The sequence below is a fragment of the Kitasatospora sp. MAA4 genome, from assembly GCF_029893355.1.
GTDB lineage: Bacteria > Actinomycetota > Actinomycetes > Streptomycetales > Streptomycetaceae > Kitasatospora.
Genome location: NZ_JARZAI010000002.1, coordinates 363,830 through 388,206, shown reverse-complemented (window position 1 = coordinate 388,206; position 24,377 = coordinate 363,830). Strand labels below are relative to the sequence as shown.

26 protein-coding genes and 1 pseudogene are annotated in these 24,377 nt (G+C 70.3%); 17 read left to right on the top strand and 10 right to left on the bottom strand.

The features are described from left to right. Nucleotides 1-43 precede the first annotated feature (43 nt). Nucleotides 44-1,921 carry an Ig-like domain-containing protein gene (locus tag P3T37_RS04085; protein ID WP_280722005.1) on the bottom strand — a complete coding sequence of 626 codons (1,878 nt, stop codon included), beginning with the start codon at nucleotides 1,919-1,921 and terminating at the stop codon, nucleotides 44-46. Nucleotides 1,922-1,998: 77 nt separating this feature from the next. After that, nucleotides 1,999-3,075 (bottom strand): hypothetical protein, encoded by a 1,077-nt coding sequence (locus tag P3T37_RS04080; protein ID WP_280722004.1) that lies wholly within the window; start codon nucleotides 3,073-3,075, stop codon nucleotides 1,999-2,001. Nucleotides 3,076-3,570: 495 nt separating this feature from the next. On the opposite strand from P3T37_RS04080, the gene P3T37_RS04075 reads away from it, so the two are divergent. Genes P3T37_RS04075 through P3T37_RS04065 form a run of 3 tightly spaced genes read left to right on the top strand, consistent with a single transcriptional unit; the run spans nucleotide 3,571 to nucleotide 4,578 of the window. Then, entirely contained in the window at nucleotides 3,571-3,897 is a 327-nt protein-coding gene (locus tag P3T37_RS04075) for a PadR family transcriptional regulator (protein ID WP_280722003.1), read from the top strand. Further along, a complete protein-coding gene (locus P3T37_RS04070; RefSeq protein ID WP_280722002.1) occupies nucleotides 3,894-4,250 on the top strand; it encodes a DUF1048 domain-containing protein in 357 nt (118 codons plus the stop codon). Before P3T37_RS04075 ends, P3T37_RS04070 begins: the two co-directional genes overlap by 4 nt. Nucleotide 4,251: 1 nt before the next feature. Then, a complete protein-coding gene (locus tag P3T37_RS04065; protein WP_280722001.1) occupies nucleotides 4,252-4,578 on the top strand; it encodes a DUF1048 domain-containing protein in 327 nt (108 codons plus the stop codon). A 50-nt stretch (nucleotides 4,579-4,628) separates the two neighbouring features. On the opposite strand, the gene P3T37_RS04060 is transcribed toward P3T37_RS04065, so the two are convergent. Then, nucleotides 4,629-4,952 (bottom strand): hypothetical protein, encoded by a 324-nt coding sequence (locus P3T37_RS04060; protein ID WP_280722000.1) that lies wholly within the window; start codon nucleotides 4,950-4,952, stop codon nucleotides 4,629-4,631. Between the two features lie 244 nt (nucleotides 4,953-5,196). On the opposite strand from P3T37_RS04060, the gene P3T37_RS04055 reads away from it, so the two are divergent. The 4 genes from P3T37_RS04055 to P3T37_RS04040 all read left to right on the top strand — a co-directional run bounded on the left by P3T37_RS04055 (nucleotide 5,197) and on the right by P3T37_RS04040 (nucleotide 7,618). Continuing rightward, nucleotides 5,197-5,772 (top strand): tyrosine-type recombinase/integrase, encoded by a 576-nt coding sequence (locus P3T37_RS04055; protein ID WP_280721999.1) that lies wholly within the window; start codon nucleotides 5,197-5,199, stop codon nucleotides 5,770-5,772. After that, nucleotides 5,769-6,107: a helix-turn-helix transcriptional regulator gene (locus tag P3T37_RS04050; RefSeq protein ID WP_280721998.1), complete on the top strand. Its 339-nt coding sequence runs from the start codon at nucleotides 5,769-5,771 to the stop codon at nucleotides 6,105-6,107. Before P3T37_RS04055 ends, P3T37_RS04050 begins: the two co-directional genes overlap by 4 nt. Then, nucleotides 6,104-6,637 (top strand): hypothetical protein, encoded by a 534-nt coding sequence (locus P3T37_RS04045; protein WP_280721997.1) that lies wholly within the window; start codon nucleotides 6,104-6,106, stop codon nucleotides 6,635-6,637. The genes P3T37_RS04050 and P3T37_RS04045 overlap by 4 nt, the downstream gene beginning before the upstream one ends. 117 nt (nucleotides 6,638-6,754) lie before the next feature. Further along, entirely contained in the window at nucleotides 6,755-7,618 is an 864-nt protein-coding gene (locus P3T37_RS04040; protein WP_280721996.1) for a hypothetical protein, read from the top strand. Nucleotides 7,619-7,849: 231 nt separating this feature from the next. On the opposite strand, the gene P3T37_RS04035 is transcribed toward P3T37_RS04040, so the two are convergent. After that, complete coding sequence (locus P3T37_RS04035) at nucleotides 7,850-8,704, bottom strand: DUF3626 domain-containing protein (protein WP_280721995.1); 855 nt, start codon at nucleotides 8,702-8,704, stop codon at nucleotides 7,850-7,852. A gap of 96 nt (nucleotides 8,705-8,800) precedes the next feature. Here P3T37_RS04035 and P3T37_RS04030 point away from each other — a divergent pair, with 96 nt between their 5' ends. Next, nucleotides 8,801-9,595, top strand: coding sequence for a methyltransferase domain-containing protein (locus tag P3T37_RS04030; protein ID WP_280721994.1), 795 nt, complete (start codon nucleotides 8,801-8,803; stop codon nucleotides 9,593-9,595). Nucleotides 9,596-9,723: 128 nt separating this feature from the next. On the opposite strand, the pseudogene P3T37_RS04025 reads toward P3T37_RS04030, so the two are convergent. Further along, nucleotides 9,724-10,122 (bottom strand): annotated as a pseudogene (locus tag P3T37_RS04025) (LysR substrate-binding domain-containing protein); the annotation flags it as partial. Nucleotides 10,123-10,395: 273 nt separating this feature from the next. Here P3T37_RS04025 and P3T37_RS04020 point away from each other — a divergent pair. Together P3T37_RS04020 and P3T37_RS04015 are read left to right on the top strand one after the other, a co-directional pair. Further along, nucleotides 10,396-11,289 carry a 2-dehydropantoate 2-reductase gene (locus P3T37_RS04020; protein ID WP_280721993.1) on the top strand — a complete coding sequence of 298 codons (894 nt, stop codon included), beginning with the start codon at nucleotides 10,396-10,398 and terminating at the stop codon, nucleotides 11,287-11,289. After that, nucleotides 11,289-12,305, top strand: a complete 1,017-nt coding sequence (locus tag P3T37_RS04015) for a VOC family protein (RefSeq protein ID WP_280721992.1) — start codon at nucleotides 11,289-11,291, stop codon at nucleotides 12,303-12,305. Before P3T37_RS04020 ends, P3T37_RS04015 begins: the two co-directional genes overlap by 1 nt. A gap of 754 nt (nucleotides 12,306-13,059) precedes the next feature. Here P3T37_RS04015 and P3T37_RS04010 read toward each other — a convergent pair. Then, on the bottom strand, nucleotides 13,060-14,004 hold the full coding sequence (locus P3T37_RS04010) for an NADP-dependent oxidoreductase (protein ID WP_280721991.1): 945 nt from the start codon (nucleotides 14,002-14,004) through the stop codon (nucleotides 13,060-13,062). 102 nt (nucleotides 14,005-14,106) lie between these two features. Here P3T37_RS04010 and P3T37_RS04005 point away from each other — a divergent pair, with 102 nt between their 5' ends. Then, nucleotides 14,107-15,114, top strand: a complete 1,008-nt coding sequence (locus P3T37_RS04005) for a helix-turn-helix domain-containing protein (RefSeq protein WP_280721990.1) — start codon at nucleotides 14,107-14,109, stop codon at nucleotides 15,112-15,114. Here the strand turns inward: P3T37_RS04005 and P3T37_RS04000 are convergent. Both P3T37_RS04000 and P3T37_RS03995 read right to left on the bottom strand, forming a co-directional pair. After that, nucleotides 15,098-15,352 (bottom strand): hypothetical protein, encoded by a 255-nt coding sequence (locus P3T37_RS04000; protein ID WP_280721989.1) that lies wholly within the window; start codon nucleotides 15,350-15,352, stop codon nucleotides 15,098-15,100. The genes P3T37_RS04005 and P3T37_RS04000 overlap by 17 nt on opposite strands. A gap of 353 nt (nucleotides 15,353-15,705) precedes the next feature. Next, the gene (locus P3T37_RS03995; RefSeq protein WP_280721988.1) at nucleotides 15,706-16,668 is read right to left on the bottom strand and encodes a LysR family transcriptional regulator; all 963 of its coding nucleotides are present in this window, start codon (nucleotides 16,666-16,668) and stop codon (nucleotides 15,706-15,708) included. A gap of 139 nt (nucleotides 16,669-16,807) precedes the next feature. On the opposite strand from P3T37_RS03995, the gene P3T37_RS03990 reads away from it, so the two are divergent. Together P3T37_RS03990 and P3T37_RS03985 are read left to right on the top strand one after the other, a co-directional pair. Beyond that, on the top strand, nucleotides 16,808-18,052 hold the full coding sequence (locus P3T37_RS03990; protein WP_280721987.1) for an MFS transporter: 1,245 nt from the start codon (nucleotides 16,808-16,810) through the stop codon (nucleotides 18,050-18,052). Nucleotides 18,053-18,171: 119 nt separating this feature from the next. Further along, nucleotides 18,172-18,591: a VOC family protein gene (locus P3T37_RS03985; protein WP_280721986.1), complete on the top strand. Its 420-nt coding sequence runs from the start codon at nucleotides 18,172-18,174 to the stop codon at nucleotides 18,589-18,591. A gap of 41 nt (nucleotides 18,592-18,632) precedes the next feature. On the opposite strand, the gene P3T37_RS03980 is transcribed toward P3T37_RS03985, so the two are convergent. Next, nucleotides 18,633-19,094, bottom strand: a complete 462-nt coding sequence (locus P3T37_RS03980; protein ID WP_280721985.1) for an SRPBCC family protein — start codon at nucleotides 19,092-19,094, stop codon at nucleotides 18,633-18,635. 315 nt (nucleotides 19,095-19,409) lie between these two features. Between P3T37_RS03980 and P3T37_RS03975 the strand changes: the two genes are divergently transcribed. Next, nucleotides 19,410-20,531 carry a metallophosphoesterase gene (locus P3T37_RS03975; protein WP_280722115.1) on the top strand — a complete coding sequence of 374 codons (1,122 nt, stop codon included), beginning with the start codon at nucleotides 19,410-19,412 and terminating at the stop codon, nucleotides 20,529-20,531. A gap of 177 nt (nucleotides 20,532-20,708) precedes the next feature. After that, nucleotides 20,709-21,902, top strand: coding sequence for a serine protease (locus P3T37_RS03970; protein WP_280721984.1), 1,194 nt, complete (start codon nucleotides 20,709-20,711; stop codon nucleotides 21,900-21,902). Nucleotides 21,903-22,018: 116 nt separating this feature from the next. Here P3T37_RS03970 and P3T37_RS03965 read toward each other — a convergent pair whose 3' ends face one another. Continuing rightward, nucleotides 22,019-22,390 (bottom strand): hypothetical protein, encoded by a 372-nt coding sequence (locus P3T37_RS03965; RefSeq protein WP_280721983.1) that lies wholly within the window; start codon nucleotides 22,388-22,390, stop codon nucleotides 22,019-22,021. A gap of 157 nt (nucleotides 22,391-22,547) precedes the next feature. Between P3T37_RS03965 and P3T37_RS03960 the strand changes: the two genes are divergently transcribed. Both P3T37_RS03960 and P3T37_RS03955 read left to right on the top strand, forming a co-directional pair. Next, the gene (locus tag P3T37_RS03960; protein ID WP_280721982.1) at nucleotides 22,548-23,756 is read left to right on the top strand and encodes a hypothetical protein; all 1,209 of its coding nucleotides are present in this window, start codon (nucleotides 22,548-22,550) and stop codon (nucleotides 23,754-23,756) included. After that, nucleotides 23,753-24,370, top strand: a complete 618-nt coding sequence (locus P3T37_RS03955) for a 4'-phosphopantetheinyl transferase superfamily protein (RefSeq protein ID WP_280721981.1) — start codon at nucleotides 23,753-23,755, stop codon at nucleotides 24,368-24,370. Before P3T37_RS03960 ends, P3T37_RS03955 begins: the two co-directional genes overlap by 4 nt. Nucleotides 24,371-24,377: the final 7 nt, after the last annotated feature.

Sequence of the window (24,377 nt, the reverse complement as noted above, 5' to 3'; positions counted from 1 at the left end):
TCGAACCTACCCGAGGTGACACCGTGCAGGCCTTGGTCTCAACTCACTTGCACTGCCCGCTGTGCGGCCCGTGCACGGTGTTGCCCGACTGCAGCAGGGTGGGTGCGTTGCCCGCGCAGCGCAGCGGCGCCCCGACCTGGTTGCCCTCGAACTCCGGGACGAGATCCTCGGGCAGCAGACCGCTGCCGCTGTTGTCGTCGATGGTCACCGGCGCCGACATCGTGTTGGACGAGACCTCCAGACCGCCGGTGTTGCCGTCCAGGGTCAGTGGGGCCCCGAAGGCGTTGCCCGTGCAGTCCGTCCCCTCACCGTCGCCCAGCAGCACGAAGCCGCTGGTGCCCGTGAGGGTGACCGGCGCGTCGAGGGTCGAGTGGCAGATGGTGACGGCCAGGGCACCGGCCACGGCCACCGGGCCGTTGATCCGCGCACCCGACACCGCCAGCGCTCCGCCGGGCTGCACCTGCACGGGGCCGTTCTGTGTACCGCCGGGGGCGATGCACAGCGACTGGTCGGCGGCCACGGTCAGCGGGCCCTCGTGGTCCGTGAGGCACGGCCGGCTGAAGCCGACGGTGACGTCGGTGGGCGATGCCGTGCTGCTCGCCGCGAAGGCGGGGTCGCCGCTGTAGGTGGCGGTGACGGGGTGGTCGCCCGGCTGGAACCTGCCGGTGGTGAACGTCGCCGCACCGCCGCTCAGCGGCACGGTCGCCAGCGCGGTCGTCCCGTCCCGGAAGGTCACCGACCCGGTCGGGGTGCCCGCGCCCGGGTCGGCCGGGGCCACGGTCGCGGTCAGCTGGACGGTGTGGCCGAACAGCGGGGTCGCGGTGTCCGTGCCGAGCGTGACCGAAGTCCCGTACCGGAACGAGATGACGGCCTTGCCGTTGCCCTGGTTGACGCCCTGGAGGAGCGAGACGTCGGTCGCCGACGGCTCCGCGAAACTGCTGCCGCCGCCACCGCCCGCGCCGGGGAAGTAGCCCGGGTTGCCGCCGCCGGAGCCGCCGCCACCGCCGTGCCAGCCGCCGCCACCACCACCGCCACCGGGGCCGCCCGCACCGCCGTTGCCGCCGGTGCCGCCGCTGCCCGGGTCGGGCTGGCTGGTGACGGGGTCGAGGTCGATGCCGGGAGTGCCGGGGCCTCCGTTCAGGGTGTTGGGGTTGCCGTGGCCGGCCGCGTTCTGGCTGCCTCCGCCGCCCGCGAGACCCGAGCCCAGCGGGCCGTTGCTCTGGCCGCCGTCCAGGCCGGCCCCGCCACCGCCGGCGCCACCCTGCAACTCGGGCCCGCCGTTGCCTGCGCCGCCACCGCCGCCGGCCACCAGGACTCGGTCGGAGCCGCCGAACGCGCCGACCCGGACGTCCGAGCCGGCACCACCCGAGCCGCCGCCGCCGTGTGCGCCACCGCCGCCGCTCCCGTGTCCGGTGCCGCCGGGCCGGGCGAACTCGCCGTGCCGGGAGGAGCCGGGGATGCCGGCCGCGCCGACAGTGAGCTGGATGGTCTGGCCCGGGGTCACGGGCAGGGTCGCGCGGGTCTCGCCGCCGAGGCCGCCGGGCGCACCGGGCACCACCGGGTGGGGAACGATGTAGCTGGCCGCGCTGCCGCCCTCGGCACCGAACAGGTCGACGGTCACCGCGGTCGTGCCCGCCGGGACGGTGAAGGTGTCCGTGCCCACGGAGTCGTAGGTGCAGGTGGGCTGCGGCGCCGTGCTGAAGACACCGCCGGTGCCGCAGGGCTCGGCCGAATTCGCCGTGGCGGCGGCCGAGTTCGCCGTGGCGGCGGCCGGGTTCGCCGTCGCCGCGGCCGCGTTCGCCGCACTGGCCGGCGCGGTGAGGGGCACGATCGTGGCGGCGACGAGGCCGGCGGTGCCGGCCACCGACATCATCGTGGATCTGAAGGTGGTCCGACGGGAGGTCGGGCTGCTGTCACTCATGGTGTTGGCACTGTTTTCTCTGCTGGGTCCGCAGGCGGGCAGCGATGCCCGCCTGCGGACTGTCATCAACTGGTCGTTCAGGCGCCGTCGTTGGCGCAGAGCGCCCAGACGTCCGCGTAGGTGTTGCTGGAGCCGGCGCCGCCCGCGTGGGCGTCCGCGGTCCAGTACGCGGCGGTGGTGGTGCCGTCGCTGACCGGGTTGCCGCTGGAGTCGCTGGGGAAGCTGCCGTTGAGGTGGTCGCCGCCCGATGCCGGGCCGGTGTAGTCGGTGGTCGTCACGTTGCCGCCGCTGGCGTCCGCGCCGCCGCTGACCAGGTTGCCGTCGCTGCCGCAGCCGACCGTCACGACGGTGTTCGCGCCCGCCGAGGAGGAGGTGTTCACCTCGGTGTAGTGCACCTTGACGGTGACGCCGCTGACGTTGATGTCGCTGCCGCTGCAGATCGCGTACGCGTAGGTCTCGTTCGTGCTGCCGCCACCGCCGCCGTTCCAGCCCACCGCCGTCCAGGAGTCGGGGTTGCTCTCACCGTCGGCCGCGGCCTTCAGGCCGTAGTCGTGCCCGGAGTTGTCGAACGTGGGGAAGCTCGCGATCGGCTTGAGGCTGCCGACACTGGCCGGGGTGGTCCGGGCGCCGCCGCCGAGCAGCACCGTGTTGGCCGGACAGGTCGCCGTGACCGCGACCGGCGTCGCGGCGGCGGTCGGACCGGCGGCCTTGTTCATGACGATCTGGGTGTGGTTGATCAGGTTGCTGGTGAAGCACACCGCGTACGGAGTCGTGGAGAACGAGCTGTTCACCGCGCCGCCGCTGCCGCCGATACCGAGCCAGTGCGTGTTGTCGGTGCCCACCACCCCGGTGCTGCCGGTGTACTCGGTGGAGCCGTCCGAGCTGGGCTCGGTGCCCATCACGTGGTTGCCGTTGGACGACGTACCGGTACCGATGGCCTGCTCGAGACCGCCGCCGGAGACGAGACCGCTGGTGCAGTCCGCGTGGGTCGAGATCTCGGAGAAGGTGCTGGTGGGCCCGGCGGTGGCGCCGGGGGTACGCACCGTCACGCTCACGGTGTTGGCGTACGCGACCCCGGGGACGGCCAGGGCCAGCAGGGCGGCAGTCACCAGCGCCTTGCCGGACAGCAGGCGTGGCAGGAATGTGGTCTTCATCGGACTCTCCCTCTCTGATTGCAGCGCTGCGCACGGGGGAGGGCAGCGGCGGTCAAGGGTCCGGCGACGGTGACTGGAGAGCCTTCGACGGTGGGAGACGGACCCGGCGAGCCGACACTCAACGCGGCTCGCAGACGCGGACTGTAACAGTCCACCAGAAACCGCAGCTACGGGTGAATCACCCAGACTAGCTTGGTGGATGCTACATCTGATGACTGTTCAAGCTCGCACATGCGGACATCAGCAGGGGTCGCGGTAGGGCTGCTCAGGGAAGTAGGCGGGCCACTGGGCGGGGGCCAGCGCAAGCTGGCCGGCAAGCCACCTGGGGAAAACGGAGCCGGGCCGATGAAGTAGCCGCCGCTGCGAAACCCGGGTCCTCGCAGACCGGTCCCGGGTCCGCGCCCACCGGAGATGCTTCCGCTCTCCGCTACTCGGTGGTACCGTATAGTGGTACTCGGTGTCACGCAGTACCGATAGGGCTGAGGAGGAATCGCGATGGACGACCTGACGGAGATGCTGAAGGGCACGCTCGAAGGGTGCGTGCTCGAAATCATCGGCAGCGAGGAAACCTACGGGTACGCCATCACCCGTCAGCTGAACGAACTCGGCTTCGCCGACGTCATCGAGGGGACGGTGTACACCATCCTGCTGCGACTGGAGAGAAACGGACTCGTCCAGGCGACGAAACGACCATCCGGGGTCGGTCCGCCACGCAAGTTCTACGCGCTCAACGACGCCGGACGCGAGGAACTCGCGAAGTTCTGGGCGAAATGGCAGTACGTCTCATCACGCATCGACAGGCTCAAGGAGGGCGGGAGATGAACTTCTGGGAGAAGGTCACAGGCAGCGATCTCACCAGGGAATGGAAGGCGTTCGAAACCCGGGCCGAGGCCCTGCCGGACGACTACCGGGCGGCGTGGGGACAGATCATCGCCCACCTCTTCCCCCACGGGGACTTCACCGGCCGCAACCTGATGCCGATCCTCGACGCCGCCCTGGGGCTGTTCGAAGTAGCAGCGGCGGACGGGCAAAGCGTCCACGAGGTGCTCGGCGACGACATCCGGGGCTTTTGCACGGCACTGGTCGGTGGAGAAGGGGCTCGAACCTATCGCGACCGGTGGCGCGAGCAGTTGAACAGGAACGTCGCAAGGAAACTGAGCCGGCTGGGAGGCTGACGTGAGCATCCAAGACATCATCGAGGGCAAGAAGCAGTGGCGGGCGCACGTGGCTCGGGTCAAGGCTCTCCCGCCGGACTACCAGATCGTCTACAAGGAGATGCAGAGGTACCTGTTCAAGGTCGGACCGATCGACCTGCCTGACGGGCCCCTGCTCCCCGGGATCGTCGACTTCTTCGAGGAGGGCGTCGCTGCGGGCAAGGGGGTCTTGGAACTCATCGGCAACGATGTCGCCGCGTTCTGCGACGACCTGCTCAAGGACTCTCCCACCTATGCGGACGTCTACCAGGAATCCATCAGCGGGGAACCCGGCACGGCCGAGAAGTAACACCTGCCGCCCCATGCCAGCGGGCGTAGCCCGCACGCGCGGTTCGCTGGTCATGCCGCTTGGCTGAAGCCCTCGGCGGGCGGGTTCGCGTCGCGCAGGGCCTTGAAGTCGACGTCCAACTTCGTCTCGTACGCCTCGGGCCGGATGCCGAGTTCGTGGGTGGAGTACTCGCCGAACCGTTCGATGTGCTCGGTCAGGTACGGCGAGATGTGCGCCTTCAGCGCCAGCAGCAACGCGAGCTGATGCCCGTCGGAGTCCATCCGCTCAGCTGCCCACGCAGCCTCCTCCCGCGGCGGCGCGAAGAAGAGATGCAGCTCATGCGCGGTGATCAGCCGCTTGAACCGCGGGTACGCGGTCCGCTCGATCGAGGTCACAAGTCCCGCCCCAGGACCAGAGATCAGTCAGTATCAGCACCAACGACCTTCGGCCGAATGGGTGCGGGCCGATACCGCGCAGGGCGCCAAGATCAAGTACTGGCGGCTTTTGGGCTTACCTCGGAAGCGGCCGCAATTTCATCTGATGCAGGACTGCGTTCGGCCCACACATCGGGAGGGGTTCTGACGTTATCGCAGGTCGGGGGCCACGTGTGCGGATCTCCTCAGCTCGGTTCGGCAGTTGATGAAGCGGAGCGATGACTGGAGAGGCTCCTCGTACGCCTTCGGCCTGCGACGCAACGAGACGAGGATGCTCGACGGCGTCGACTTCGGCCGCAACCCCGAGGGGCCGGAGTTCGGCGACTACGGCGTCCTCTACGTGCGCCATGGCAAGGCGAAGAAGGGATCACCGCCCAAGCGTCGCAGCGTGCTGATGGTCTGGGACTGGTCGGCGGAGATCCTGCAGCAGTGGAGCGAGGAAGTGCGCCCGCTGTTCGCCACCTCCGGCGCCGGGGCGCTCTTCCCCTCGGAGCGTTCGGCGCGGATCGGGTTCTCGCAGATGAACACCCGCTTCGCCGCCTACCGGGACGCGCTGGGCCTGGACGAGAATCTGGACTTCCACTCCTTCCGGAGGTCCTACGTCACCCACCTGATCGAGGACGGCTGGGACGCCCGCTTCGTCCAGGAGCAGGTCGGCCACGAATACGCGTCCACGACCGCGATCTACACCTGCGTATCCTCCGACTTCCGAACCCGTACGCTGCGACGGGCGCTGGACGCAACGATGGACGCCGCTCTGCGGCCGGCAAGGAGGGCATGATGAAGCGCCAGGTCAGCTACCAGTGGCGGCTGCGCGAGGTGATGGCCCAGCACGGCATCTTCGCCGCCTCCGACCTGTCCCCGTTGCTGGCCGACCGCGGAATCGAGCTGTCCTCGGTCCAGGTCTGGCGGCTGGTAACCCAGATCCCTGAGCGCCTGTCGCTGCCGGTGCTGGCCGCGCTCTGCGACATCCTGGACGTCACCCCCGCCGACCTGATCGCCACCCGGGCCGAGAACGCGGCCACGCGCCGCACCGCCGCCTCGGGCGGCGCCGACGTGGTCGACCTGGCCGCCACGATCCGTCCGAAGCGGGCCCGGGTCCGTCCGGAGAAATGAGCCGCACCCGGGTCCGGGCCGAAGACCTGTTCTGCGCGCGCTGCCGCCGGCCCGTCAAAATCGGCGCGGCCCACTGGCCCGAAGGCTACCTGTGCGCGGCCTGTCGTGACCACGCACTGGAGACCTACGGCCAATGCATCGGCTGCGGCGTTGACCGGCTCACCCCCGGCCTCGCACCGGACGGCGGGCGGTGGTGCACCGACTGCGCCGGCGGCTTGGGTGACTTCTTCTGCGAACGCTGCGGCCGCGAAGCCGCGCGCTACCAGCGCGGGGTCTGCGGGAACTGCGTCCTGGCCGAGCGCCTCGACGAGTTCCTGGACGACGGCACCGGCCGCATCCGAGGCGAACTCGTCCCGTTCTACGACGAGGTGAGGAACGTCGTCCTTCAGGCACCACCTTCGGTTGTCGCCGGGATGCTCGGCTACCACGCCGTCCACACCGAGGCCGTCGCCGCTCAGGCGGGAGGCACCTGGAAGAAGTACGCCCCCGGTGACCACGCTCGTGGACCTCACGCGCCCTCAAACCTGTGAGCATCGATCGCTCGATCACAGACTCCCGCCATTACTGGACCCCAGATAGGTCAACGCAGAGGGGATGATGGTCTGCACAAGTCACAGTGCGGGCGAGTTCATACGGGGGATGCGGCAGTGATCAAGGTGGAGCGCCACGGGGCATTCAACGTCAACTGTGTCGGGCTGGAGTGTCTGCCGTTCCCGTTGAGCTTCAGCGTCCGCGAGGCCGACGGCTCGTGGATGATCAGCGCGGCGGCCGCCCAGGCCGGAGAGCTGATCGATGTGCTCACCCGCACGGCGAGCGACACGGTCGTCGTCGTGAACCTGGCGACGAACAGCTTCCTGCACGAGAACTACCAGCAGTGGCGGCCGTCCCTGATCGCAGCGGAGCAAGGGGTCGACTGCACTGTCCACCCGCTCGGGGCATGGGCTTCTGACTCCATCGGCCTCGGCGAGGAGTTCCTGGTGATGCATCGGGACAGCCTGCCCCGATTCCTGAGCAGCGACTGGTCGCCCTACGAGCTGTCGCTGGTCGACGTGCCGACGGGCGCGACGCCTGAGCAGCTCGATGAGCTCGCTCTGGTCATCGGCACGGCCGCCTGGAACGAGCCAGTCCTCCCTCGCCTCGATGGCTCGCGTTTCTGGTTCTCCGGGCACGACGACTGCTACCTGACTGTGGAGTCAACGGATCCGGCCATTCCCTCGTCAGTCCTCGGCCGATTGCTGGCCCTGCTGGCCGGGTCCGCTCTGATCGGTGCTGGTGGAGCCTCATCAGTGAGAGTCCCGGAACCGGACGGTGCGCTGCCAGAGCAGCTGATTGCTGAGAGCCCCCACTGGATCGGAGTCGTCGGGACCCCATCCGAGACCACGGTGACCGTCGAGCTGTCGGCCCAGTCGCAGCGGTGGCGCCTTGGCCAGCAGTTGCCGGAGCGGGCCGACTATACGGCGACGCTCGACCTGGCCCACGGCGTGTGGCATCTCGCCCCTGCCGAGTCATAGGGGTCCGCCTTCAGCCTTGCCGGTGACAGCAAGTGACGATGAGAAGCCCTGGCCGAGGGAACTCGGATCACCCGATCACAGACTCATACCAGTACGCTACCCCCTGTTCGGTCCGCAGCCGGCGCAGTTCGGCACCGAACAACAGCTCCTCGCCCACCCGCCAACCTCCAGAACTGACGATCCGCCCGCGCCCCGTCACCGTCCGTGCAGTCAGAGAGCGGGTTGGGCGAGTCAGGCAGGCAAGCCGAAGCGCGCCAGGTAGTGCCACACCTTCTTCAGCGCCTGCTGGTCATGGCGCCCCCCGCGCGCCGCCTCCCCGATGATCCGCGGGTCGAGGAAGCCGTCCTCGGCGATCTCCGCGCCCAGGTCGACGTACTCCTGCCCGCGGTAGTCCGGGTGGCGGCGCAGCTCGTCAACGGCCAGGCGCAGCCCGGGATGCCAGGCGAGCGGGAAGGGCAGCCGGCGGGCGTCGGCCTCCACGGCCGTCCCCCGGTAGCACGGGTCCAGGACCACCGCCTCCACGTCCCGCTCCAGCAGCACCTGCCCGTGCACCTGCGCCTCGACGTAGTCGTTGAGCGCGTCCGCCTCGTCGGACTCATCGCCCTCGGCCAGTTCGACCACACCCGTGCCCGCGGCGGCGACGCCGAACGCCTCCGGCTCGAAGAAGCTGTCCGGATAGCAGAAGGTCGCGCGCTGCAACGCCTCGGCGGTGAGCCGGAAGTGGGCAGAGCCGAACCGGGGCGCCGCGCCGAGCGGGCGGCGCCGGAAGTCCAACGCCCCGTACACGGGCCGCTCGTGGGCCGGCGCCTCGTCGTACGCGCCGCCGAAGATCCGGCTCTCCCAGCGCCACCGGTCACCGCCCGGGTAGGCCGTCAGCCCGCCGTTGCTGGTGCCCGTGACGAACTGCGAGTGGTAGACGCCATCCTCGGCCAGCGCGACCAGAATCGGCCGGCCGTCCAGCTCGCGGTCCGGGTGGAAGTTCAACGTCACGCGCAGCGCGGGGTCCAGGGGTGCCCCGGACGAGCGCGTGGCGACGTGGCGAATGGCGGCGCGGGCGGCATCAGCGCGGGCGGCATCGGCGTCCATCTGATCATTCTGCCCGGTCGTCTTTATCTTGACATCGAGATATCTCAGGATCATGCTTGGCCTAGATATCTTGACGTCGAGATACTTGGAGTAGCGATGACCACCCCGCACTGGGACCCCGAGCAGTACCTGCGCTTCGCCGACGAGCGCACCCGCCCGCTGCACGACCTGCTGGCCCGGGTCCCCGCCGACCCGCTCTCCCCGCCCACCACGATCCTGGACATCGGCTGCGGCCCCGGCAACTCCACCGCCGTGCTGCGCGAGCGCTGGCCCGCAGCGAAGATCACCGGCATCGACAACTCCCCCGAGATGCTCACCACCGCCCGCACCGACGGCGGCGAGCCCACCGCCGACTACCTGCTCGCCGACGCCCGCGACTACGACCCGGCCCCCGCAGCGCCCGACCTGATCGTCAGCAACGCCCTGCTGCACTGGATCGACGGCCACCTCGCCCTACTGCCCCGCTGGACCGCCGCACTGCGCCCCGGCGGGAGCCTCGCCTTCCAGGTCCCCGGCAACTTCGACGCCCCGAGCCACACCCTGCTCCTCGAACTCACCCGCAGTGCCCGCTGGTTCGACCGCCTCGGCCACCTGGGCAGCACCGCCGCCGTCCACCACCCGGCCACCTACCTGGACGCACTGGCCGCCACCGGCTGCGCCGTCGACGTCTGGGAGACCACCTACAGCACCCTGCTCCCCGGCCCCGACCCGGTTCTCGCCTGGGCCCAGGGCACCGCCCTGCGGCCCGTCCTCACCCTGCTCACCGACCCGGCCGACCGCGAGCGCTTCCTCGCCGACTACCGCGCCCTCCTGCGCGAGGCCTACCCCGCCGGCCCGTACGGCACGGTCTTCCCCTTCCGCCGCATCTTCGCCGTCGCCACCCGGCCCTGACGGAACGAACGCACTTTTGCCACACGTTCACCGCATCGCGACACCTATGTGATCTTCATCCGCAAGGCCGTTCGATCTTGCCCCTCCTCTCCCCTCTCCTCGCCTTGCCTCGCCTTGCCTCGAACGGATCACGGTCCAGGGACGGTCTGCTTGCCGCAATGCCGTGCGACGGTCTCGGCGAAGGCACGGGCCAGCGGGGAGAGGGCGTCCCGGCGGCGCGCTGCCCAGCCTGCGGTCAGGGCGGGGAGGGCCGGGATGGGGATCAGACGTAGATCCGGGTGAGCGGGGCCGTTCCCGGCGGGCAGGGTCGGGACGACGGCGTGGCCCAGGCCCAGCTCGGCCAACAGGACCGCGGTGTCCCAGTCGGCGACGCTGGTGTCCAGCACCGGTCGGATGCCGGCAGCGAGACTGTCGAAGCAGGCGCGACCGGAGGTCTCGGTCTGGAATTCGAGGCTGGCTTGGGGATAGCGGCGGCGGAAGTCGACGACGGCGGCGGACATGAAGTGCCGGACGGTGGTGGCCCCCGTGAGATCGTCGAGAGTCACGGAAACCCAAGGTATAGCTTTGGTATATGCCAGCAAACCCGTGGATTGACTTGGGTCTCCTGAGTGCTCGATCATCGCTGCAGGGCCCAGGGCGGCAACCCGCCCCCTGTAATCACCGCGATCCGGACGCGGTGAGCACACGGCGGGTGCCGACCCGTCCCCGGCCTCACGGATCGGCATCGCGTCAACCGGCAGGTCCCGCCGCCCGGCCATCCGCTCGACCGCACCGGTCTCCGCATGACGACAGGAGCGCACGTGACCACAACCAATCTGACGGTGGCCGTCCTCGGACCGGGCGGCGTCGGCGGCCTGATCGGCGCACTGCTCGCCCGCGACGGACACCGCGTCATCTGCCTGGCAGGCGAGGAGACCGCAGCCGTGCTGCGTGACGACGGCCTACGCATCGAGAGCAGCCAGTACGGGGACTTCACCGCAGCCGTGGAAGCCGACACCCGGCTGCGGGAACCGGTGGACGCAGTCTTCGTGACGGTCAAGCAGACCGCCCTGACGGACGCGCTCAACCGTGTCCCGGCCCACGTCCTCGGCGGCGCGATCGTGGTCCCCCTGCTCAACGGCCTCGACCACCTTGCCGCACTGCGCGAGCGCTATCCGGCCGCCACCGTGGTCGCCGGCACGATCCGGGTCGAGGCCACCCGCACCGCACCGGGGCACATCGTCCACTCCAGCCCGTTCGCCAACCTCGAACTGGCGGCGCCGATCGATGAGTTCGCGCACCGACTGCGCCATGCCGGCCTCGGCGTGACCCTGCGCGACGACGAGACCGTGATGCTCTGGGACAAGCTCGCCTTTCTCGCCCCGTTCGCCCTGCTGACCACCCGCTACCAGGCCGCCGTCGAGGCCGTACGCAGCGCACGGCGCCCGGAACTGCTCGTCGTGCTCGACGAGATCACCGCTGTGGCACGGGCCGCCGGCGCACCGGTGACGACCGAGACCGTGCTCTCGTTCTTCGACCGGGCCCCAAGCACTATGAAGTCCTCGATGCAGCGCGACGCCGAGGCCGGTCGTCCGCTCGAACTCGACGCCATCGGTGGGGCTGTCCTGCGCGCCGGTGCCGCCCACGGGATCGAGACCCCGGCCACGGCCCGGCTCGTGGCAGAGCTGACCGCCTCGGCGTACCAGGAGGCGTGATGCAGCGATCCACCCCACCGGCGGAAAGTTCCGGGGCCAACGGTTCCGGCCGGGCAGCGGCATGGCCCGCCGTCGAGGAGTTCCTGCGCACCCAAGGCGCCGCCGGGATGCCTCATCCCGGCGGGACCCTCCTGGAACACCTGCTCCGCGTCGCGGACCGCCTGGGCGCCTGGGGTGCCGATCCGGCCGTTCAACTGGCCGGGCTGTGCCATGCCGTGTACGGCACCGACGGCTTCGACCAACACCTGGCCCAGCCGACCGACCGCACGGTCCTCTCCACGGTGATCGGCGAACGGGCCGAGGCACTGGTCCACCTCTACGCCACGTGTGACCGCGGCACCGTGTACCCGCGGCTGGGCTGCGCGCCGTCGGTGCTCTTCCGCGACCGTCTCACCGGCCACGAGCACACCCCGTCCGAGTCGGACGTCCGCGCCTTCCTCGAAATCACCGCCGCCAACGAACTCGACGTGCTGGCACACGCCGCCGACCTCGCCGATCACCACGGTCCTGCCCTGTACCGGCTGTTCACCCGCTCACGCGACCTGCTCTCCGCCGCTGCCTGGGATGCCTGCATTCGGCAACTGGGCCCCTACGCCCCCGAACCGGCTCCCGGGATCCGGATCGCGGGTTTGGACCATCTGGTGCTCACCGTCGCCGACCTGGAACGCACCGTCGACTTCTACGAACGTGTCCTGGGCATGAGCGCAGTCACCTTCGGCGAGGGACGCCGGGCGCTGACCTTCGGCGCCTCCAAGATCAACCTCCACCAGGTCGGCCGCGAACTCCGCCCACACGCCATGCGTCCGACCGCAGGCAGCGCCGACCTGTGCCTGGTCACTGACACACCGCACGAACACGTCCTGGCCCACCTGTCCGCCTGCGGAGTGCCGGTGGAGCAGGGCCCCGTGCCGCGCACTGGCGCCCGAGGACCGATCACCAGCACCTACCTGCGCGACCCGGACGGCAACCTGATCGAGATCAGTACCTACAACGAGCCACCCCCCAGCGGCATGTGAAGGGAGATGTCACCACGTAGGCGAAGCTGATCGCCGAGCCAGGAATACGCCAGGGGCTTCGTCCTGACTGGTGGAAACGCTGATACTGGATCTGTTTGAGCCGGACAATCAAGAGGTGCGGCCGGCGTCGTCCATAGGGCCGCCACCAAGGTTGCGCCCGAAGGCGGAGGCGCAATGACAACGCACAGATTGACCTCCGGCACCAGGGAGCCGCCGTCGCCTCGGGCGGTGAGGGCGAACCGCTAGTCCATCCGCACACCACCAGGACTGACCGCCTCGCCACTGACCTCGCCTCTTCCGGCAGTCGGGCGTCCTCGGTGCGCAGGCTGACCTGGATGACGTTGTCGTGCCGGACCAGTCCGAGGAACCGCAAGCGCTCGACGGCCGCGTAGTGCGTGACCTCGCCCCCGCACCGCACGTCCCGCGCGTCCACGAGCAGCGGGGAGAGCCCGATGTAGTTCTCGGGGTCCGCCAGGCCATCGCCGGAAGCTCCTCCAGCCGCTCAGCCTCTAACGACATCAAGCGTTGCCGCTGCACTGTTCAGCTGGCGCTATGGAATCCGCGCCACCGCAGGTGAGAACGGGTTCGGACCCACCTGAACAGCGCCGCGCAGAATTGGAAAGCGTGTTGGGGGCAACCCCTCACGAGTTCGAATCTCGCATCCTCCGCCAGCTGTGCCGAAGGTCCCAATTGCTCAGCGATCGGGACCTTCGTCCTTTCCGTGACTGCAGTTTTTCGTTGCACCAGCTCCGGATCAGTCGACGGTGAGCACCAACTTCCCCGTGGTCCTCCCGGTTTCACCGAGCTCGTGGGCCTTGGCGGCGTCCGCCAGCGGGAAGACAGCCTCGACGTGGACTTTCAGCTTGCCAGTCTCGACCAGCTCCGTGATGGCCAACAGCGCTCGCCGGTCGGGCTCGACCAGCATGAAGCCCGAGCGGATGGAGCGCGCGGCCGCTGCCGCGGCGAGCGCCTCGGTCTCGCGGGCTGCAAGAGTGATCAACGTGCCACCGTTCCGCAGCACCGACAGCGAGCGCTCCTGGTAGTCCCCGACGATCGGGTCGATCACCACATCCACATCGGAGACCACCGAAGCGAAGTCGACCGCCGTGTAGTCGATCACCTCGTCCGCACCCAGCCCCCGCACGAACTCGTGCTTGCCCGCGCTGGCCGTGCCGATGACATACGCGCCGTACGCCTTGGCGACCTGCACCGCCAGGTGCCCCACACCACCTGCCGCGGCGTGCACCAGGACCCGCTGCCCCTCCTGCAGGGCTGCCATGTCCACCAGGGCCTGCCAGGCCGTAATCGCGGCCAGCGGCAGGGCCGCCGCCTGCACGTGGTCGAGTCCGGCCGGCTTGGGGGCGAAGTGGCGTGCCGGGGCGGCCACGTACTGCGCATAGCCGCCGACCAGCCGCGGAAAGCCCGGCATGCCGTACACCTCGTCACCCGGCCGGAAGAGCGTCACGCCGAGGCCGACGGTCTCCACCACACCCGAGACGTCCCACCCCACGATGCCGTCACCAGGGACAAGCAGGACACCGGCCGCCCGGGTCTTCCAGTCCACCGGGTTGACGCCGGCCGCGTGCACCCGGACCAGGATCTCCGTCGGACCGGGTACCGGCCGCTCCCGTTCCACGACCTTCAGGACCTCCGGCCCGCCCGGCTCTTCGAAGGCCACGGCCATCATCTTCTCCGCCATCTGGACTCACTCCCCCATCTCGTTCGCGGTTGATCAACAGCCTGACGCCACCCAGCAGCCGAAACGAGTGGCCAGATTGCCAACAAGTGAGAGAATCCGGCCATGCAGCAGGCCATGCACCGCGTCGTCGTCCTCGCCCTCCCCGGCGTCTTCCCCTTCGAACTCGGCATCCCTGCCAAGGCCTTCGGCCTCGCCTACGGCCCGGACGGCGACCGGCTCTACGAGGTGCTCACCTGTACCCCGGACGGCCGGCCGGTGCGCACCAGCGAGGACTTCTCGATCGCCGTCGAGCACGACGCGAGCGTGATCGCCACCGCCGACACCCTGATCGTGGCGGCCATCGATGATCCGATCGGCGCCAGCGACCCGCTCCCCAAGCCGGTCACTGCCGCTCTGGGTCGGCTCCGGCCCGGCACCCGCCTGGTGTCGATCTGCACTGCCTCCTTCGTCCTCGCCGCCGCCGGGCTGCTCGACGGCCGGCCCGCCACCACGCACTGGATTCACGCCGAGCGCTTCCGCGAGCTGTACCCGCGGACCCCGCTCGATCCCGACGTCCTCTACGTGGACGACGACGACGTACTCACCTCGGCCGGCGCCGCCGCCGGGATGGACCTCTGCCTGCACCTGATCCGCCGCGACCACGGCAGCGAGATCGCCAATCAGGTCGCCCGCATATGCGTCGTTCCGCCATGGCGCGACGGCGGACAGGCCCAGTACATTGCCCGACCCGTCCCCGATGCGACCGGCAGCGACACCGCCGGGGCCCGCGAGTGGGCCCTCCGGCAGCTCCACCAGCCCATCCAACTCGCCCAGTTGGCCACCCAGGCGGGCATGAGCGTGCGCACCTTCAGCCGTCGCTTCCTCGCCGAGACCGGCCAGACCCCCGGCCAGTGGCTCACCGTCCAACGGCTCGAACTCGCCCGCAGACTACTGGAGTCCAGCGATCTGCCGGTGAACCGGGTCGCCGAGCGCGCCGGGTTCGGCAGCGCCTCCTCGCTGCGCCAGCACCTGGCCGCCGCAATCGGCGTCTCACCCGCCGCGTACCGCCGTACTTTCCAGGGCCGGGACCACTGTCTGGCCGGCCGTCAGCCGGTCAGGGCTGCCGGCTGACCCTGTAGTGAAGCAGGCCGAACGGCGCGTGCAGCCGCAGTCGATCGGCCACCAGGGAGCCGCCGTCGCCTCGGGCGGTGACAGCGAAGCGGTAGTCCATCCGCACGCCGCCAGGGCTGACCACCTCGCCGCTGACCGTCGCCTCATCCGGCAACCGGGCGTCCTCGGTGTGCAGGCTGACCTGGATGACGTTGTCGTGCTGTCCGGTCCGGCTCCGGCCGTCGTCGTGGAACGGCAACGATCGGTGGATGATCACACCATCCCGCCGGCTCCGCCAGGCTGTCGCTCGAAGCTCCTCGGCATGGGGCGGATCGGAACGTCGGTGGCAGGTGCCGGCACCGCGCGGCCCGCCCGGGAAGACGAAGGCTCGGATCGCTCAGCGGTCCGGGCCTTCGTCGTCTCGTCGTTGCAGTTGCTGCCATCAGTGTCGCTCCTGCTCGCCGGCACGGTGGCGACCACGCCATCGTCGGGGGCGATCCGGACAGGCCAGGCCCAGGTCGGCAGAAAGGACGCGGCAGGCGGCACCTGGCAGGGAGGGGTCGGGAGGTTGATCAGGCGGGAAGTTCTGGATTGAGCACCGTCAGTAGGCGTTCAGCGCGGAATCACCCAGCCCGGTACCCAGGTTCCGGTGGCGTCGTGGCCGGTCGTGGTGGCGGTGAGGTGGGCGCGGAGGGTGGCCAGCGCTGGGTGGGGGTTGTCGCGGTGGTAGAGAAGCGAGTGCGGGTAGACGGGTGTCGGGTCGGTCACCGGGATGCGGCGCAGGCCGTGGTCGGCGGGCCAGACGGAGGGGGCACCTCCCAGCGGTAGCTGGGGGAGGGTGTGCTCGCCCATGAAGGTGGCCAGGGCCGGGGTGTCGGCGATGGTGTCGAGGAGCGCGTCGGAGCCGAAGTTGGGGCCGGTCGCCTCGATGGTGAGGCCGAACTCGGCCACAAGGTCGTCGTAGTAGGCGGTCCACTCGGTACCGGGGACGATGCCGGGCATCCAGATCCGGTGCCCGGCGAGCTGAGCGAGGGTCACCGACCGGGCGCCCGCCAGCGCGTGGGCGGGGCCGATGAGGAGCTGGAGCGGCTCGTCGAGCACCCGGACGGACTCGATGCCCTCGGGGAGGGGTCGGCCGGGCGCGGCGACGGCGCGGAAGGACGCGTCGATCGCACCGGAGCGGATGGCGGTGACGGCGCCCTGGATGTCGAACAGCATCAGCACGTCGAGGTCGATCTCGGGGTGCGCGGTGTGGAAGCCGCGCATCAGGCCCGACCCAGCGCCGCGCGAGTTGATCACGTCGACGCGCAGCGGGCGGCGGCCGGGGCGCGCGGACGCGACCGCACGCTCGGCGACGCGCAGCAGTTCGCGCGCGTGGGGCAGGAACGCCTGCCCATCGATGGTGAGCTCGGCGCCGCGGGGGGCGCGGGTGAACAACCGCACGCCGAGGGTGCGCTCCAGCGCGGCGATGCGCTTGGAGACCGCCTGCTGGGTGATCGACAGGTCTGCGGCGGCTTTCTGGAACTGGCCCGTTTCCGCGACGGTGACGAAGGTACGTACTGCTTCGAGATCCACGCCGACCGACTGTAGTGAACAACGAATGGTTGTGGATACCTGGCGCAGCAGTTGTTTGACCTGCTGTTGTCCTGCCCGGTTAGCTCTCACTGGTCAACATCGGGTGGTTCGGGTGGGACTTCAGGGGAGCGCGCTGAGCATGGTGGGCAGGAGGCCGTTGGGCCGGCAGTTCGGCTGGCTGTGGGCGGCCTATGCGGTGAGCGCGTACGGCTCCGGGCTGGGGTTCGGGGCATTGCCGCTGATCGCCGTGCTGGTGTTGCATGCCGGCCCCGCTGAGGTGTCCACGCTCTCCGCGGTGGGGCCAGCGGTAGGCGCGCTGATCGCGGTGCCGCTCGCGCCGTGGGTGGAGTTCCGGCGCAAGCGCCCGGTCATGATCACGATGGACCTGGCCCGGTTTGCGGCCATGGCGACGATCCCGGTCGCCTACGCCTTCGGCCGGCTCGGCTACGTCCAGCTGCTCGTGATCTCGGTCCTGGTCGCCGCAGCCAAGATCGCGTTCAACGCGGCCAGCGGCGCCTACCTCAAGGCGCTCATCCGGCCGGATGACCTGCTCGTCGCCAACGCACGGTTCGAGTCCACGAACTGGAGCTCCATCGCGGTCGGGCCACCGCTCGGCGGGGCGGCGATCGGCCTGTTCGGGCCGGTCATCACCGTGGTGGCCGACGCGCTCAGCTACCTGCTCTCCGCGCTGGGCATCACCGCGATCCGCGGCCAGGAGGAGGCGCCGCGAACGACCGACACGAGCGGAGTCCGGGCGGGCGCGCTGCTCGACGGGTGGCGACACATCATGCGCCACCCCGGTCTGCGACCGCTCTACCTCAACAACATGCTCGTCTCCGGTCTGATCATGGCCACCGAGCCGCTGCTGGCCGTACTCCTGCTTCGCCAACTCGGCTTCCCACCCTGGCAGTACGGCCTCGCCTTCGCCGTCCCCTGTCTCGGCGGCCTCATCGGCTCCCGGCTGGCCCACCGTGTCGTAGCCCGCTACGGCCGGCACCGGGTCTTCCGGACCGTCGGCACCCTGCGCGCCATCTGGCTGATCGGCCTGGCCTTCGTCCGTCCCGGCGTCGTCGGCCTCGTCACCGTGATGGCCGTCGAGCTGGCGATCATCATCAACATGAGCCTGTACACCCCAGTGGTCGCGACCTACCGGCTCGAACACACCCCCGGGCATCTCGTCGCCCGCACCCTGTCGGCCTGGTCGATCGGCCAGCAGGCGTCCATCGCCGTCTTCACCGCGCTCGGCGGGCTGCTCGCGGACGTCACCAGCCCACGCACCGCTCTCACGGTCGCGGGACTGCTCATCCTGACCACCCCGCTCCTGCTTCCCCGCCACGACCACACGCGGCAGCAGGAGCCGGAACCGGCCTGCACCCACTCATGACACCCACAACCCGCCGCTGAAGCCCGCAGGCCGCAGCCGGTCCTCCGGCGTCCTGTCCGACGGCGCCGCCGAGCCGGACACCGAATTCCGCAACATCCTGCGACTGGCAGGATGGCTGGATGCCTCATCTCGGACTGGTGACTGTTGTCGTGCGCGACTACGACGAGGCCATCGCCTTCTACGTGGACGCCGTCGGCTTCGAACTCCTGGAAGACACACACATCGGCGACGGGAAGCGCTGGGTGGTCGTCGCCCCACGAGGAGCTCGGGAAGCGGCCGTGCTCCTCGCCAGAGCCGCGATTTCTGAGCAGGAGGCCAGAGTCGGGGACCAGACCGGTGGCCGCGTCGGCTGGTTCTTGAACACCGATGCGTTCGAGCGCGACTACGAGCGCATGCGAGCGGCCGGCGTCGCCTTCGAAGAGGCACCTCGACGTGAGCCCTATGGCACGGTCGCCGTCTTCCGAGACCTGTACGGAAACCGCTGGGACCTGATCCAACTGGACCGGACCGACGCCGTTCGCCCCACTGCCCGGGGATAGGTCCACCCACCCGCTCGGCGGCGCCCGTAGGCCCGCCGACCTCAGTTGCCGCCACCCAGCCGCCGGGCCAGCACTCGGCCGCGCTCGGCCTGCACCGCTCCAGCCTTCCCGGCGGCATAGCGAAGCAGGCCGAACGGCGCGTGCAGCCGCAGTCGATCGGCCACCAGGGAGCCGCCGTCGCCTCGGGCGGTGACAGCGAAGCGGTAGTCCATCCGCACGCCGCCGGGGCTGACCACCTCGCCGCTGATCGTCGCCTCATCCGGCAACCGGGCGTCCTCGGTGCGCAGGCTGACCTGGATGACGTTGTCGTGCCGGACCAGTCCGAGGAACCGCAAGCGCTCGACGGCCGCGTAGTGCGTGACCCCGCCCTCGCGCCGCACGTCCCGCACGTCCACGAGCAGCGGGGAGAGCCCGATGTAGTTCTCGGGGGCCGCCAGATGGGCAAGCACAGCGGCGGGCGTCGCCGCGATGTCGTAGCTGTGGCTCAGTTCGGTGCTGGGCACGTCCAACTCCCCTGTCCGGTCCGGGTCCGGCCGTCGTCGTGGACCGGGAACGATCGGTGGATGATCGCACCATCCCGCCGGCTCCGCCAGGCCATGCGGAAAGCTCCTCAACGGGACCCGGACGATTCCACCGCTACCGCGTGGCGGATGATGGGGTCAGCGGACGTGAAGGGCGGCGCAGTGACAGACAGTGAATCCAGCGGGTCGGAGAGCAGCGTGGCCGTCGCCCGGCCCGAGGCCGAGGAGGTACCGGTGCCGCCGGGCGGGGGTGCGAGGCGTCGGCGGTCCCTGGGGCGGCGGCTGGCCGTGCTTGTCCTGGTCCTCGTGGTTCTGGGGTTCCCGCCGTGGTGGACGCTGTTCGGCTCCGGGGCCGACTGGCCGTTCCCGGTGTTCCTGGGCGGCACGGTCGTCATCGCCGCCTGGCTGGTCTCCTTTCCCTTCCTGATGGTCGCGGGCCACGGAGCGCGGCGGGTCGACCGGGCCGCTCGCGTCGCGGACACCAGCCTCGGGGTGGTCTGGGTGCTGTTCACCTGGTCGGTGTTGGGCGGCCTGGTGGACCTCGTGCTGAGCGGGGTCGGCGTCGGCGGCGCCGAGCGGGCCAGGATCGTGGCCGTGGCGGTCGCCGTGGTCTCGGCCGGGCTGCTGGCCTGGGGACACTACGAGGCCATGCGGGTGCCCCGGGTGAAGCGGGTGGACGTCCACGTCCCGCGGCTCGGCGGCGGGCTGGACGGGACCCGTGTCGTCGTGCTGGCCGACACCCACTACGGGCCGATCGACCGGGCGGGCTGGTCGGCCCGGGTTACCGAGGCGGTCAACGCGCTGGACGCTGACGTCGTCGTCCACGCCGGCGACATCGCCGACGGCACCCCCGCCCAGCGCCGGGAGCAGTCCGCGCCGCTCGGCACAGTCCGGGCGAGGCTGGCCAAGGTCTACGTCACGGGGAACCACGAGTACGGGAGCGAGGCGCAGGGCTGGCTGGACCGCATGGCGGATCTGGGCTGGGAGCCGCTGCACAACCGCCACGTCGTGGTGGAGCGCGGTGGGGACGCCCTGGTGCTCGCGGGCGTGGACGACGTGACCGCGGAGTCCTCCGGCCTGGCCGGGCACCGTGCGAACCTGCTCGGCGCGCTGGCGGGGGCGGACCCGGACCGACCGGTCCTGCTCGTCGCCCACCAGCCCAAGTACGTCCCGCAGGCCGCTGCTGCCGGCGTCGACCTTCAGGTCTCCGGGCACACCCACGGCGGCCAGATCTGGCCGTTCAACTTCCTCGTCCGGATCGACCAGCCGGTGGTGCACGGCCTGAGCCGGCACGGGGAGCGGACCCAGCTCTACACCAGCCGGGGCACCGGCTTCTGGGGGCCGCCCTTCCGGGTCTTCGCACCGAGCGAGATCACGCTGCTCACGCTGCGGTCGGGCGGCACGTCGGCAACCGCATAGCGCCCGGTCGGCCGTACGCGTGACGTTCGGCCCGCCGCGGTTGCCCGGGCCGGGCGCGCGGTACCGCAGCCACCCGGGCTTTCATGATTATCCGTCATGTCCGCATCAGGCCCCTATGATCAATCGCGGTCGGCACCACGGGCAGCAGGCCCAGGTGCCGTGAGGGAGGGAACCGGGATGATCAAACACAGGGCAGTCCAGATCGCGGTCGCGATCTCCGCGTTGCTGTTCACGCTCGTCGCAGCACCGCCGGCGGGCGCGATAGTCAGCGGCAGCGCGTCGGCGCAGGGCCAGTTCCCCTACCTGGTGTCGCTCCGGATCAGTGGCTCGTTCGGCACGTCCCACATCTGTGGCGGCTCGATCCTGGACGCGGACACGATCCTGACAGCAGCGCACTGCGTGGACGGCCGCGCGGCCTCCGCGATGACCGTCGCGTACGGCTCGGCGGACCGGACCGGCGGGACGAGCGTGGCGATCGCCAAGATCATCATGAATCCGTCGTACAACCCGTCGACGATCGACAGCGACATCGCGATCCTCAAGCTCGCGTCCCCCATCCTGCTCGACGGGACCACCGCCGCCCCGATCGCGCTGCCCGCGACCGGCTCGGAGCCGACCGGCCCGGTGCAGGCTGCCGGCTGGGGCAGGACGGCGTGGCAGAACGAGTCGATTCCGCAACAGCAGCAGTACGTCGACCTGCCCGTCGTCGACCGGTCCACCTGCGAGGCCCAGTACAAGGACATCAACCCGCTCACCAAGACCATGGTGTGCGCGGGCGGCACCGGAACCGGCGTGTGCAACGGCGACAGCGGCGGCCCACTGGTGCAGAACCAGGGCGGCGTCCCCGTGGAGGTGGGCGTGGTGTCCTGGGGCGTCAAGTGCGGTGAGCTGAACTACCCCAGCGTCTTCGCCAACACCGCTGAGGCCGGCCTGCGTTCGTGGATCGACACTGCGCGCGGCAGCACGGCTCTGCCCGCCGCGCAGCGCCGCGCCGCCGCGCCGCAGGCCCCGCTGGTCGGGTCCGACCACGGCTGCCCCTTCGACAGCGTCTGCCTCTACACGACCACCGACGACTACGAGAACAACCAACCCGTCGTCACGGACAGTCAGGCCATGTTGAACGACGGCGGCCTCCTCACCGTTCCGGCCGGCAGCTACGCCGAGGTCGTCAACAACACGGGCGTGGCCCCGGAGTACAGCTCCCAGGGCACCGTCGCGCTCGGTCTGCTGGGCCTGTGCGTCTACGTTCCCGAGGACACCGAAGCCTCGGGAACGGACACTCGGATCGGAGCACTCGGCGTCAACACGATCGTCGTCGCACCCACGCAGTCCGCGGTCGACAGCCTCACGATTCCCTGCCCCGCCAACTGACGCCTGTCGCAGGCCCATGACGGCCACCGCACCGTTCACGACGCGGACGTGCCGTCCGGGGCATCACCCGGACGGCACGTCACCTCACCACAGGGCAAGCGTCGCCGGATGCGGCACTAGCCCACCCAGTTCCACGGGCCGGAGTCCTCGCCGGTCGAGTTGTCGTACACCTCGACCGCGAGCTGGTGCACGCCGTCGTTGTGGTAGTACTCGGACGTGCTGGAGTACGACCAGCCGTTGACGGTCTCGCCACCCGTGTTGACGTTGCGCTGCCACAGGCGGACCTCGCACCCGCTCCCGGTCACATAGCCGTAGGCGTAGTGGTTGTTCTGCGAGTCGCCGACGACGTAGCCGTGGCAGTTCGAGGTGTAGACGTCGCCTCCAATGCCCGAGGCGAACGCGCTCGTGGTCGAGAGCGCCAGGCCCCCGATGGACAGCGCGGCGACGATCGCCGCCGTGGCCGAACGGCGCTTGAACGTGCTGATCATGTTTCCTCCGTTGTGGATGCGAAGTCGGGCACCCAAGGGCGCCGTGGACGAATCCGGGGCCGCCTTGGGGGATGGCTGATCCCCATAGTGGGGATGCGTCACGTGTTCGGTAGCCCCTGACAGGGTCTGACAACATCGAACACCGAAGGGGGACACAGTGAGCAAGACCGAACCGGCGGCAGCAGCCGCAGCGGAACGCCGGGCAGCGGTGGCGGACTTCGCCGCCGCTCTTCGCCAACTGCGCCTGGAGGCGGGCAAACCCTCCTTCCGGGCGATGGCCGCAGCCACGGGGACGATCTCCCACACCACGCTGCACGAGGCGGCATCGGGTTCCCGGCTGCCGTCCTGGACGACCACCAAGGTCTACGTCCAGGCCTGCGGCGGCCGCGAGGCCGACTGGCACCAACGGTGGATGGCCGCCGCGAACGCCGCGTCAGTTCCGGAGACGGCACACCTGCGAGTCGACCACCACCCCACCGAGCGCCCGACCGTGCCGCCTGACTTACCAGAGTCCAGCGGCGGGATCACCTCCGCCTCCGGCGATCCTGAGGTCAGCACCGGTCGGACCCCCGACATCACCCCACCCGAGCCGAGTCCACGCCGCGAGCTGCGGCGCGACCGTGTCCCCACTCGGCTGGTCGTGCTGGTCGCGCTGGTAGCCGGTGCCGCGATCGGAGCCGGAGCGGTGCTCGCCACCAAGACGACAGTCACGGTCACAGCCCAGGTACCCGGCGCACCCGGCTACGTCGCCCGCATCACCTCGGCGACCGGGACCGCGTACGCGACGTCGACGAAAATGCCGGTCGGGCACGCGGTCGCCGCCGGAGACACCCTCGTGGTGGCGTTGATGCTCACCAACACCCACGCCGGGACGGTCAAAGCGACCGACAGCAAGGGCAATACCTACGCCACGGCAGCGGACCAGGACGACCGCGGCGCCGGCGACCGCACCATGGTCCTCAGCGCGACCGCCGTCAAGGCACTGTCGACCTCCGACACGATCACCGTCAGTTATCCCTCCACCGGCGAACAGCACCTGGCTGTCGATGAGTTGACCAACGCCAAGGCGGTCGACCGGCACGCCGCGGCGACTGGCGCCGCAGGCACCGACTTCAACTCGGGATCAACGCCGACCACCACCGCCGATCCCGAGCTGGTCTTCGGTGTCGCAGGCGTTCAGGGCGGCACGGCGGCGTCCTGGTCGAACGGATTCACCGCCCTGCCAACGCTGTTCGTCGCCGACGATCAGCTGGCCACCGGCTACATGACGGTCCGCGCCACCGGCAGCTACGCGGCCGCCGGCACCTGCGACCACCAGTGGATGGCCGCAGCTGTCGCCTTCGCGCCCTCCGCACCGAAGCGGTGACGCCCGTCAGGCGGCCGCTGGTCGAGGTGGTGGTGGGCCGGGTCGCGGGGGGTGAGCGGGAGGCGGCGCGGAGGCTGGTGCTGGGGCTGGCGGCGCGGGTCGCCGGGGTGCCGGTTGCGGGGTTGCGGTTGGAGCGGGCGGCGAGCGGGCAGCCGTACCTGGTCGGGGGCGAGCTGCGGGTGAGCGTGAGTCACGCACGCGGGGTCGTCGCGGTGGCGGCGAGCCGGGAGTTGGCGGTGGGCGTGGACGTCGAGACGGTCCGTCCGCTCCCGGTCGAGGCGCTGGCGCGGCGCTGGTTTCCTCCCAACGAGGCGGCGTGGACAAGGCGGTGGGGTCCGGATCGGCAGGCGCAGGCTTTCCTGTGGCTGTGGACGCAGAAGGAGGCGCTCGCCAAGGCACTCGGCCAGGGCCTGGGCGGCGGGGTCGGCCTGCTGCGCCCGGTGGAGCTGCCGGACGGGTGGCCGCGGAGGTTCCCGCCACTGACCGCAACCCCGGGAGTAGACGAACTCGCCGTGACAGCAGGGGCGTTCAACGATCTGATGGTGGCGGTCGCGGCGGCAGGGCGGGGAGCAGCGGGGGCGGACGTCCGGGTCCGGCACGCCCGGGCCGGATGAGATCATG